The organism is Pseudomonas sp. M2 (genome assembly GCF_015751845.1).
Classification (GTDB): Bacteria; Pseudomonadota; Gammaproteobacteria; order Pseudomonadales; family Pseudomonadaceae; genus Aquipseudomonas; species Aquipseudomonas putida_E.
In genome coordinates this window covers 4,988,944-5,000,449 of record NZ_JADOUD010000001.1, presented here as the reverse complement: position 1 = coordinate 5,000,449, position 11,506 = coordinate 4,988,944, and the positions used below count along the sequence as shown (strand labels likewise).

Genomic DNA, 11,506 nt, shown 5'->3' with positions numbered 1-11,506 from the left:
CGACTTGGGAAGGTGAACGATAAGCACTGGCACTCTTTTAGCAAAGGCCCTTTACCAGAGGTTTACCTTTGCCTGACGTTGCCAAGAGGCTGAACTTTAAATGAAAACGGCCCGGAAAGCGTTCCGGGCCGTTACAGGGTGTTGCTTGGAGAGGCAGCGTACTGAAGAGTTCCGAGGCCGAAACCTTCGATAAAGGCCTTCGTTACGCTCAATGCCAGCCAGCTAAGCGATTTAGGGCCGCTTTGCGGCCCCGACAAGGCCAACTGACTGGCATCAGCCCTGCACCATTCTTTACTTCAACACCGCCAGTGCCGCGTCATAGTTCGGCTCTTCAGCGATTTCACCTACCAGCTCGCTGTGCAGCACCTTGTCGTTTTCGTCCAGCACCACCACGGCGCGGGCAGCCAGGCCGGCCAGCGGGCCGTCGGCAATGGCAACACCGTAGTTTTCGAGGAACTCGCGACCACGCAGGGTCGACAGGTTCTTCACGTTCTCCAGGCCTTCGGCGCCGCAGAAGCGCGCCTGGGCGAACGGCAGGTCGGCAGAGATGCACAGCACCACGGTATTGGCCACATCGTTGGCCTGGGCGTTGAACTTGCGCACCGAGGTAGCGCAGGTCGGGGTATCGACGCTTGGGAAGATGTTCAGCACCTTGCGCTTGCCGGCGAAGTCCTTCAGCGACTTGTCGGCCAGGCCTTCACCTACCAGGGAGAAGGCCGGAGCCTGGGCACCGGCTTTTGGCAGCTCGCCGTTGACCTGAACCGGGTTGCCTTTGAGAGTCACTTGAGCCATGGACGAAATCCTTATGCGGGGTTTGAAAAGGACACTGAGTTAAGCATGAAGGCGGCCGGGTGCCTATGGGGTTCAGTGAAATTGTTCTATTGCCTGACAGTTTTTGTGGACAAAAAAATGTCCGGGTTGCTACAAGCAGCCCGGACATTTCTCAAAGCGAACGATGGATCAGCCCAACAGGCCGTACACCACAGAAGTCAGCGCAACCAGGCCAACCACCACTACAAAGACGTTGGACAGCGCGCCACTGTACTTGCGCATCGACGGCACGCGGCGGATGGCGTACATCGGCATCAGGAACAGCAGCACGGCGATGATCGGGCCACCCAGCGACTCGATCATACCCAGGATGCTCGGGTTCAGGGTGGCGACGATCCAGCACACCACCAGCATCAGCGCGGCAACCACACGGTCCAGCGCCTTGGCGCCCGGGCGTGCACCGGTTTTGGCGATGATGCCCTTCAGGCCTTCGCTGGCACCGATGTAATGGCCCAGGAACGACTTGGCGATGGCGATGAAGGCGATCAGCGGCGCGGCGAAAGCGATCGTCGGGTTGCTGAAGTGGTTGGCCAGGTACGACAGGATCGACAGGTTCTGCGCCTTGGCCTCAGCCAATTGAGCGCTGTCGAGGGTCAGTACGCAGCTGAAGACGAAGAACAGCACCATGGCCACCATCAGTAGGTGTGCGCGTGCCAGGATCTGGCCGCTGCGCTCGTCGGCGTGTTCGCCATACCGGCGCTTCTGGTCCACGGCAAAGGCCGAGATGATCGGCGAGTGGTTGAACGAGAACACCATCACCGGGATCGCCAGCCACACGGTGTGCAGGAAGGCCGAACCCGATGGCAGTTGGGAAGCGCCGTCGAGGATACCCCCGGTCCAGTGCGGGACCAGGTAAAGGCCCAGAAGCGCCAGGGCGACGATGAACGGGTAAACCAGCAGGCTCATGACCTTCACCGTGGCCTGCTCACCGCAGCGCACGATGGCCAGCAGGCCCAGGATCAGCACGAACGACAACAGCGCCCGCGGCGGCGGGGTCATGTGCAACTGGTGTTCCATGAAGCTGGTGACCGTGTTGGTCAGCGCCACGCTGTAAATGAGCAGGATCGGGAAGATGGCGAAGAAGTACAGCACGGTGATCAGTGCACCGGCCTTGATGCCGAAATGTTCTTGCACCACCTCGGTGATATCCCCGCCACTGCGCCCGGACAGGACGAACCGGGTCAGGCCGCGGTGGGCGAAGTAGGTCATCGGGAAGGCCAGCGCGGCGAGGATCAATAGCGGCCAAAAACCACCGAGGCCGGCGTTGATCGGCAGGAACAAGGTACCTGCACCGATGGCGGTGCCAAACAGGCCCAGCATCCAGGTAGTGTCATGACGGGACCAGCTGCCAAGGGCAGCCGGGGTCGATTCGAAGCGTTGTTCAACGCTTGGGGCCTGCTCGTTCATTCCGGGTGCAACTCCACTCGCAAGACTGCAACAGGGCTGGGAGTGGCGAAACAGAGGCTTCGAGCACCCCAACCAGAAAAGAGGGGCGCGATTGTGCACTGAAAGTGGGCGGTTGCGAAGCCCCGCCCGAGGGACGGTTGCACTTGTCTTTACAAGCGGGGTTGCACTATGGGGCCGCCTTGCGGCCCTTTCCGACCGGTCCGGCGCCCCGGCAAGGCCGCTCAGACGTTCGCGAAGCCTTGCAGGAGCGGCACTGTGCGGTGTTACTTCTGAACGGCAGCGAACGCTTCGGCAACCCGTTGCAGGTTGGCCGGGCGCAGGCCGGACATGCACACCCGGCCGCTGTCGATCAGGTACACACCGAACTCGTCGCGCAGGCGGCGGACCTGCTCGACGCTGAAACCTGTGTAGCTGAACATGCCACGCTGGCGCAGGAAGAACTGGAAGTCCTGGCCTGGCAGCAACACGGCCAGCGCATCGACCAGGGCCTGGCGCATATCGAGAATGCGCTTGCGCATCACCTCGACTTCAGCGGCCCACTGCGCATTCAGCGCAGCATCGCCGAGCACACCGGCTACCAGCTGTGCGCCGAAGTTGGGCGGGCTGGAGTAGTTGCGGCGCACAGTCGCCTTGAGCTGGCCAAGCACGCTTTGGGTGGTGTCTTCATCGTCACAGACGACCGACAGGCCCCCTACCCGCTCGCCATACAGCGAGAAGATCTTAGAGAACGAGTTGCTGACCAGGCACGGTACGCCGGCACGGGCCATTTCGCGGATGGCGTAGGCGTCTTCCACCAGGCCCTCGCCGAAGCCTTGGTAGGCGATGTCGAGGAACGGGATCAACTGGCGCGCCTTGACCACTTCCACCACGTGCTGCCACTGCTCCTGGGTAAGGTCGGCACCGGTGGGGTTATGGCAGCACGGATGCAGCAGCACGACGCTGTTGGCCGGCAGGGTCTGCAAAGTCGCCAGCATGCCATCGAAGTCCACGCCACGGCTGGCCTGGTCGAAGTACGGATAGCTGTGCACCTTGAACCCGGCACCTTCGAAGATGGCGCGGTGGTTGTCCCAGGTCGGGTTGCTGACCCAGACTTCGGAGGCAGGGAAGTAACGCTTGAGGAAATCGGCGCCGACCTTGAGCGCGCCGGAGCCGCCGACGGTCTGCACGGTCGCCACGCGCTTGCCGGTGACGGCTGGGTGATCGGCACCGAACAGCAGTGCCTGGATCGCCTGGCGGTAGCTGGCCAGGCCTTCCATCGGCAGGTACAGCGAAGCCTCGTGGGCCACGCCGGCGATGCGTTTTTCAACCGCATCCACCGCTTTGAGCTGCGGCACCACGCCGGCCTCATCGTAATAAAGGCCGATACTCAGGTTGACCTTGTCGGCGCGCGGGTCGGCCTTGAAGGTTTCCATCAACGAGAGGATCGGGTCGCCGGCATAGGCATCGACATGTTTGAACACAGCGTGCAGCTCCTTGGATCAGGACAGTTCGGAAAGGCTCAGGTGAGGATACCCGGACTCGGCGGGCAGGAACATCACCTATTGTGCAAGGTTGTCTATGCAAGATTGCACAGCGGGCATTTGCAGCGTGTCAGCCGGCCAGCGCCTTGAGCTCCTGCAGCTCAACCTCAGTCACCGCCACCCCTTCACGCTGTGCAATTTCCCGCTCCCGGTAGCGCCGCTCGCCCGGCATACGCGACAACCCCACCGCCTGCATCTGCTCGACCAGCTCCCGGCTGCGCTGCGCAAACCGGTCGCCTTCGGCTTTGCTCGGGTCGATGACGATGATCAGTTGCCCGGTCCACGGCGTTTTCGCCCCAGGGTGGCTCGCCCAGTCGAATTCCCAAGAGAAATGCCCACCGGTCAGCGCCGCCGCCAGCAACTCGACCATCATCGACAGTGCCGAGCCCTTGTGCCCGCCGAAGGGCAGCAGCGCACCGCCTTCCAGGATGGCCTTGGGGTCGGTGGTCGGCTGGCCATCGGCGTCCACGCCCATGCCCTCCGGCAGCTGCTGTCCAGCCCGCGCAGCGATCTGCACGTCACCATGGGCCATGGCGCTGGTGGCCATGTCAAAAACGATAGGGTCGTGCCCCGCACACGGCGCGGCAAAGGCAATCGGGTTGGTGCCGAACAACGGCTTGCGCGCACCGTGTGGCACAACACAGGTCATGCTGTTGACCACGCTCAGGGCTACCAGGCCCTCATCGGCAAACGGCTCCACATCGGGCCACAGCGCTGCGAAATGGTGGGAGTTGTGAATCGCCAGTACCGCGATGCCGGCACTACGGGCCTTCTCGACCAGCATTGCACGCGCCGCGGCCAGGGCCGGCTGGGCAAAGCCCCCGCCAGCGTCTACCCGAACAAAGCCCGCCGCCACGTCAGTCACCTGCGGTATGGCACAACCGTTCACCCAGCCGCTGGCCAGGGTCGAGACATAGCCAGGCATACGAAACACCCCGTGGCTATGGGCACCATCGCGCTGAGCGCTGGCGCAATTGTGGGCGAGCACGCCGGCCACCGCTGCACTGCAGCCGTGACGCTGGAAGATCGATTGCAACAACCCCTGCAGTTCGGCTAAAGGCATGCGCACGACGGGGTGGGTGGAAGGTGCAGACATCTGAAGCTCCTTTCTTGGAATTGGAATGGCAACAGCGTGGGCCGCGACAAAAACTTTCCCGCATGTGACAGCTATCTGTCAAATGTTGACTCTATGACAGAAAACATTCATTTTCTATTCACGCCTCGCCTGGAGCAACAGCATGAGCCAACCGATCAAACAACGCCTGGAACACAGCCTGCAAGCCGCGACTGCTTCAGGCCACAAGATCGCCAGCTACATGCTCGCCAATCTCCAGGAATTGCCGTTCCAGACCTCAGCCAGCATTGCCGCCAAGCTCGGCGTCAGCGAATCCAGTGTCGGGCGTTTCTGCCGCTCACTCGGTTATGCCCATCTCAAGGCGCTCAAGCAAGACCTTCAGAGCGACCTGGGTGATGGCCCATGGCTGGTGGGAGACCGCCTGCAGGAATACCGCCAGCAGCACGACGACAACACCCGCGCAGGCAGCCTTGAGCTGGAAATTGCCGCGTTGGTACGGGTGCACGAATACAGCCGCAGCGAGGCCTGGCACATAGCCGCCCAGCGCCTGGCAGACAGGCCGCGGGTATTCATTGCCGGTTTTCAGACCGAGCGTGGTGTGGCCCAGTGCATGGCCCACCTGCTGCACTACCTGCGCGACGGCGTCCAGGTGGTCGATGGCAGTGCCGGGCACTTCGGCGAGGTGCTGCTCGGGCGCCCGGAAAACAGCGCGCTGGTGGTGTTCGAGGCACGCCGTTATTCCCGCCATGCCTTGCTGCTGTGCCAGAAGGCACGCCAGGCCGGTATCCCGGTCACGCTGGTGACCGACACCTTCTGCGACTGGGCCGATGCCAATGCCGACGAGGTGTTCCGCATCCCCACCGAATTCAATCTGTTCTGGGAGTCCACCTCGGCAATGCTGTCGTGGGTGCACCTGATGGTCAACGAGGTCTGCAAGAAGCTCGGGCCTGATGTTGAAAAACGCTTGGAAGCGACTGCCGCTCTACATAACGAATTCGTCGGCTACACGACGGGAAAACAACAATAGCAAGAGTGCAAGAGGTGCGAGATGAACAAGACCATGGCTATGGTGGGTGCATGTGCCCTGCTGCTGGCGGCTAACGCCAGCGCCGAAACCCTGCGCTTCGCCACCGAAGGGGCCTACCCGCCCTTCAACTATGTGGATGCCGACAACCAGTTGCACGGTTTTGACATCGACATCACCCACGCCCTGTGCGAGCAGATGAAAGTCGAGTGCACCCTGGTGGCGCAAGACTGGGAAGGCATCATCCCGGCCTTGATGGCACGCAAGTACGATGCGGTGGTGGCTTCGATGATCGATACCGAGGAGCGCCGCAAGAAAATCGCCTTCACCGACCATTACTACCGCACGCCGCTGACCGTCGCCGTGGCCAAGGACAGCAAGATCAGTGATGCGCAGAACACCTTCGAAGGCTACACGGTGGGTGCCCAGTCGTCCTCGACCCAGGCGATCTATGCCGAAGATGTGTATGCCAAGGCGGGCGCTGACGTGAAGCTCTACCCGACCATGGACGAGGCCAATGCCGACCTCGCCGCCGGCCGCCTGGACGGGGTGATCGCCGACAAGTTCCCGCTGCACGAGTGGATGAACAAGAACGGCCAGGAATGCTGCAAGGTGCTGGGTGACGTGGCCGGCACCAAGGCTAATGCCGCCATCGCCGTGCGCAAGGACGATGAAGCACTGCGCCAGCGGCTGAATACCGCGTTGGCGCAAATCGTCGCCAACGGTACCTACCAGAAAATCGCCAGCAAGTACTTCGACTTCGATATCTACAACTGATTCCGCCTGCAACGACGCGCTCTCCCGAGCGGCCTTGTGTCGCGAAAGGACCGCAAAGCGGCCCCAGGCTTGTGCAGCGCCACCAGAACCTGTGGGGCTGCTGCGCAGCCCTTTCGCGACGCAAGGCCGCTCCTACAGCGCTCGCGCGTGGAGCAGTCAATTCTAGGGATATGTCATGCTCGATCAATTGTCCTTGCTGTCCTTCGCCAGTGGTGGCTGGGGCCAGGCGCTGCTGGCAGGCGCGCTGGTGACCGTGTCACTGGCCCTCGCCTGCCTGCCCATCGGCTTGCCACTGGGCCTTGTCGTGGCCCTGGCGGCGCGCTCGCGCAAGCGCCTGCCGCGTGCCTGGTCAACCACATTTTCCACCGTGTTCCGCGGCCTGCCCGAGCTGCTGACCCTGCTGATCATCTATTACGGTTGCCAGATCGCCGCACAGCAACTGCTGGCCGCCATGGGCTATCAAGGTGAGTTCCTGATCAATACGTTCCTCGCGGCGATGATCGCTTTCAGCCTGGTGTTCGCCGCCTTTTCCAGCGAGATCTGGCTGGCTGCTTTCAAGACCCTGCCCAAAGGCCAGCTGGAGGCCTGTGCGGCACTGGGCCTGGGCAAGCGCACCGCCTTCTTCAAGGTGGTACTGCCACAACTGACGCGCATCGCCCTGCCGGGGCTCTCCAACAACTGGCTGTCGTTGCTCAAGGATACCTCGCTGGTATCGACCATCTCGCTGGTCGACCTGATGCGCCAGACCAACCTTGCGGTCAGCGTGACCAAAGAGCCGATGTTCTTCTACGGGGTGGCCTGCCTGGGTTACCTGCTGTTCTCGGCGCTATCGGGGCGGGTGTTCGCCTACATCGAACGGCGCAGCAACCGCCACCTGCAAGGAGCACGCGCATGAGTGCCGAACAATGGCTGAGCCTGGTACTGGACCCCGACCTGCTGGAGCGCTACGGGCCACGGTTCATCGACGGGCTGCTGGTAACTGCCAAGCTGGTAGCGATTTCCTTCACCCTCGGCGCCATGCTCGGCCTGCTGCTGGCGCTGGCCCGGATGTCGCGCAACCTGCCGCTGCAGCGCCTGGCGGCCGGCTACATCTATTTCTTCCGTGGCTCCCCCCTGCTGGCACAACTGTTCCTGCTGTACTACGGGCTTGGGTCGTTGAAGGGGTTCTGGCAGGACGTCGGCCTCTGGTGGTTCTTCCGCGAAGCCTGGCTCTGCACCCTGCTGGCCTTCACCCTGAACACGGCCGCCTACCAGGCCGAAATCTTCCGCGGCAGCCTGATGGCCGTGGCGCCAGGGCAGTATGAAGCAGCCAGGGCTCTGAACCTCAAACGCTCCACCACCTTCTTCAAGGTCATCTTGCCGCAATCGTTGCTGGTGGCCATCGGCCCGCTGGGCAACGAACTGATCCTGATGATCAAGGCCAGCGCCATCGCCTCGCTGGTGACCATCTACGACCTGATGGGCGTGACCAAATTGGCGTTCTCGCGCAGCTTCGACTTCCAGATCTACCTGTGGGCCGCCGTCCTCTACCTGGTGATCGTCGAACTGGTGCGGCGCCTGCTGAAACACCTGGAGGCCCGCCTGGGCCGCCACCTGAACTGACCGAAGGATACAATCATGCATTGCCAGACCGTTGTCCTGGGCGCCGGTATCGTCGGCGTCAGCACCGCGCTGCATCTGCAGGCACGCGGGCGCCAGGTAATCCTGATCGACCGAAATGAACCCGGGTGCGGCACCAGCCATGGCAACGCCGGGCTGATCGAACGCTCCAGTGTCATCCCCTATGCGTTCCCCCGCCAATTCGGCAAGCTGCTGCGCTATGGCCTCAACCGCCAGCCGGACGTGCGCTACAGCCTGCTGCACTTGCCCAAGGCCGCGCCCTGGTTGCTGCGCTACTGGCGGCAGTCGGCACCGGGGCGGCTGGCCGGGGCCGCGGCCGACATGCTGCCGCTGGTACAACGCTGCGTAGAAGAGCACGACGCCCTGATCGCCGCCGCCGGCCTCGAAGGGCTGGTGCAGGCCAAGGGCTGGATCGAGGTGTACCGCGACCCGGCGTTGTTCGAGCAGGCCAAGGCCGAGGTCAAGGGCCTTGCGCGCTATGGCCTGCACTACGAACTGCTCGAACGCGGGCAACTGCAGGCACGCGAGCACCAGCTCGACAGCACCGTAGTCGGCGGCATCCATTGGCTCGACCCCAAGACCGTGAACGACCCCGGCGCCCTCACCCGTGGTTATGCTGCGCTGTTCGTCCAGCGCGGCGGGCAGTTCCTGCACGGTGATGCGCGCAGCCTGCGCCAGGTCGGCAGCCAATGGCGGGTCGAAAGCCAGCGCGGGCCGGTCACCGCCGACGAAGTGGTGGCGTGCCTTGGGCCGCAGTCGGCCGACCTTTATGAGCGCCTGGGCTACACGATCCCGCTGGGTATCAAGCGCGGCTACCACATGCACTACGCCACCCGTGACGGCGCTCAGTTGCAGCACTCGATCTGCGACACCCAGGGCGGCTACGTACTGGCGCCGATGGCCGCCGGCATACGCCTTACCACCGGCATCGAGTTCGCCGCCAGCAGCGCCCCAGGCAACGAAATTCAGCTCAAGCGCTGCGAAGCGCTGGCGCGCACATTGTTCCCGGCACTGGGTGAGCGCCTGGACGACACCCCCTGGCTGGGCCGTCGCCCCTGCCTGCCGGACATGCGCCCCGTGATCGGCCCGGCGCCACGGCACAAGGGCCTGTGGTTCAACTTCGGCCACGCGCACCACGGCCTGACGCTGGGCCCGGTCAGCGGTCGCCTGGTGGCTGAACTGCTCACCGGCGAGCACCCTTTCACCGACCCTGCGCCTTACAGCGCGGCACGTTTCAACTGACACCACGCGGGAGAACAACAACATGACCGCCCCTTTGAGCGTTGCCAGCCTTGCCCCTGAAAACGACCCACGCCCGGTGCTGATCCGCATCGAGGGCCTGAACAAGCACTATGGCGCTTTCCATGTATTGCGCGACATCGACCTGCAGGTGCGCGAAGGTGAACGCATCGTGCTGTGCGGCCCCTCCGGCTCAGGCAAGTCCACCTTGATCCGTTGCATCAACCGCCTGGAAATTGCCGAGCAAGGGAGCGTCCAGGTAGCCGGCACCGACCTGGCCAGCAGCACACGCCAGGCCGCCCAGGTACGCAGCGACATCGGCATGGTGTTCCAGCACTTCAACCTGTTCCCGCACATGAGCGTGCTCGACAACTGCCTGCTGGCTCCCACCAGCGTGCGCGGCCTGTCCCGCAAGGACGCTGAGGAGCGTGCCCGGATGTACCTGTGCAAGGTCGGCATCGAAAGCCAGGCGCACAAATACCCCAGCCAGCTCTCTGGCGGCCAGCAGCAGCGGGTGGCGATCGCCCGCGCCTTGTGCATGAAGCCGCGGATCATGCTGTTCGACGAGCCGACCTCGGCGCTGGACCCGGAAATGGTCGCTGAAGTGCTGGATGTTTTGGTGCAACTGGCGGGCACCGGCATGACCATGCTCTGTGTTACCCATGAAATGGGCTTTGCCAGGCAGGTTGCCGAGCGGGTGCTGTTCCTTGAAGGCGGGCAGATCATCGAAGACAGCCCGCCGCAGGTGTTCTTCAACCAGCCGCGCACTGCACGTGCCAAAAGTTTTCTGGCGCAGATCCTTCATTGAAGCCACTGCCCCCTTCATTGCACGGCTGCAATGACCCAACTGCGTCGTTAAATATAATTGACCTCGCCCCCTGTCAAACCCTTGCCGCCTGAGGCTCGCAAGGGTTTCAGCCCCCGAATTCAGGCGCTTCAGCCCATTTCAGTCGTTTGACATATCGAACGGCTCTGGCAAGCTATCTACAAGCCCCGACCGGCATCGTCGCCTCTGACGAGCCGGCAGTGCTCGGGGCTTCAGGTAGCACACCAGGCCCCGCGCCGTGCACCTGCACAACAACGGCAGGTCGAACCTGCCATAAGGTGACATATGTCCAACAGCAACATTGGCAACAAGCAACCTTCCCTGCGCAAACCCGTCGTCCTGATGACCATGGGCAGCCAAGAGCGCAAAGGCCATGACTACCAGGTCATGACCCACAAATACATCACCCCGCTGGTCGATTTCGCTGATTGCGTCCCGGTACTTGTGCCCACCTGCTGTGGCACCGAAGACCTCGAGACCTATCTGGACATGGCCGACGGCGTATACCTGACCGGTGCCGGCAGCAACATCGAGCCGAGCCTGTATGGCCAGGAAAACCAGACACCAGGCAAAGGCCAGGACGTCAACCGCGACCTGTTCGATATTCCGCTGGTCAAGGCCGCGCTTAAACGTGGCCTGCCCATCTTCGGCATCTGCCGCGGCATGCAGGAAATCAACGTCGCCCTGGGCGGCGATATCTACCAGAAGGTTTACGCCGAACCAGGCTACAACGACCACCGGGAAAACCCGGAAGATCCGGTCGACGTGCAATACGCTCAGGTGCATGGCGTGAAGATCAAGGCGGGCAGCTGGCTTCACGACGCCCTTGGCACCGACGAGATCCGCGTCAACTCGCTGCATGGCCAAGGCCTGCGTAACCTGGGTACCGGCATCGAACCGATCGCCCACGCCGAAGACGGCCTGGTCGAAGCGATTCACGCCCCGAGCATTTCGCCGTTCCTGTTCGCCGTACAGTGGCACCCGGAGTGGCAAGCGGCCAAGAACCCTGATTCGATCAAGATCTTCCAGGCCTTCGGCGATGCCTGCCGCGCCCAGGTGCGCAAATCCCAGATCAAGCGCCAACAGGCCGCCTGACACTCAGCTTCGTCAGTTTTGATCGCGGGGCGGCGCAAGGCCGCCCCCCGCTTCCCCGGTCACCCTCTGCTGGTCCCAGAACACTTCCCGTG

11 protein-coding genes are annotated in these 11,506 nt (G+C 62.9%); 7 read left to right on the top strand and 4 right to left on the bottom strand.

Features of this window, described 5'->3' with window-relative positions; translation table 11 throughout:
* Nucleotides 1-291: 291 nt before the first annotated feature.
* The 4 genes from tpx to IWW33_RS23170 all read right to left on the bottom strand — a co-directional run bounded on the left by tpx (nucleotide 292) and on the right by IWW33_RS23170 (nucleotide 4,854).
* Nucleotides 292-792 carry a thiol peroxidase gene (gene tpx / locus IWW33_RS23185; protein ID WP_039603773.1) on the bottom strand — a complete coding sequence of 167 codons (501 nt, stop codon included), beginning with the start codon at nucleotides 790-792 and terminating at the stop codon, nucleotides 292-294.
* Between the two features lie 168 nt (nucleotides 793-960).
* Complete coding sequence (locus IWW33_RS23180; protein WP_046786087.1) at nucleotides 961-2,238, bottom strand: serine/threonine transporter; 1,278 nt, start codon at nucleotides 2,236-2,238, stop codon at nucleotides 961-963.
* Nucleotides 2,239-2,501: 263 nt separating this feature from the next.
* Nucleotides 2,502-3,698, bottom strand: a complete 1,197-nt coding sequence (locus IWW33_RS23175) for an amino acid aminotransferase (RefSeq protein WP_115274683.1) — start codon at nucleotides 3,696-3,698, stop codon at nucleotides 2,502-2,504.
* 130 nt (nucleotides 3,699-3,828) lie between these two features.
* The gene (locus IWW33_RS23170) at nucleotides 3,829-4,854 is read right to left on the bottom strand and encodes an Ldh family oxidoreductase (RefSeq protein ID WP_174141138.1); all 1,026 of its coding nucleotides are present in this window, start codon (nucleotides 4,852-4,854) and stop codon (nucleotides 3,829-3,831) included.
* A gap of 142 nt (nucleotides 4,855-4,996) precedes the next feature.
* Here IWW33_RS23170 and IWW33_RS23165 point away from each other — a divergent pair, with 142 nt between their 5' ends.
* From IWW33_RS23165 to IWW33_RS23135, 7 genes are all read left to right on the top strand, one after another.
* A complete protein-coding gene (locus IWW33_RS23165) occupies nucleotides 4,997-5,860 on the top strand; it encodes a MurR/RpiR family transcriptional regulator (RefSeq protein WP_046786084.1) in 864 nt (287 codons plus the stop codon).
* Between the two features lie 21 nt (nucleotides 5,861-5,881).
* Nucleotides 5,882-6,634 (top strand): transporter substrate-binding domain-containing protein, encoded by a 753-nt coding sequence (locus IWW33_RS23160; RefSeq protein WP_115274681.1) that lies wholly within the window; start codon nucleotides 5,882-5,884, stop codon nucleotides 6,632-6,634.
* A 175-nt stretch (nucleotides 6,635-6,809) separates the two neighbouring features.
* Nucleotides 6,810-7,529, top strand: coding sequence for an ABC transporter permease subunit (locus IWW33_RS23155; RefSeq protein ID WP_046786082.1), 720 nt, complete (start codon nucleotides 6,810-6,812; stop codon nucleotides 7,527-7,529).
* Complete coding sequence (locus IWW33_RS23150) at nucleotides 7,526-8,236, top strand: ABC transporter permease subunit (protein ID WP_046786081.1); 711 nt, start codon at nucleotides 7,526-7,528, stop codon at nucleotides 8,234-8,236. Before IWW33_RS23155 ends, IWW33_RS23150 begins: the two co-directional genes overlap by 4 nt.
* Before the next feature lie 15 nt (nucleotides 8,237-8,251).
* On the top strand, nucleotides 8,252-9,496 hold the full coding sequence (locus IWW33_RS23145) for an FAD-binding oxidoreductase (protein ID WP_174141137.1): 1,245 nt from the start codon (nucleotides 8,252-8,254) through the stop codon (nucleotides 9,494-9,496).
* Between the two features lie 22 nt (nucleotides 9,497-9,518).
* On the top strand, nucleotides 9,519-10,301 hold the full coding sequence (locus tag IWW33_RS23140) for an amino acid ABC transporter ATP-binding protein (protein WP_046786079.1): 783 nt from the start codon (nucleotides 9,519-9,521) through the stop codon (nucleotides 10,299-10,301).
* Nucleotides 10,302-10,604: 303 nt separating this feature from the next.
* Nucleotides 10,605-11,414 carry a type 1 glutamine amidotransferase gene (locus IWW33_RS23135; RefSeq protein WP_046786078.1) on the top strand — a complete coding sequence of 270 codons (810 nt, stop codon included), beginning with the start codon at nucleotides 10,605-10,607 and terminating at the stop codon, nucleotides 11,412-11,414.
* The last annotated feature ends 92 nt before the right edge of the window (nucleotides 11,415-11,506 follow it).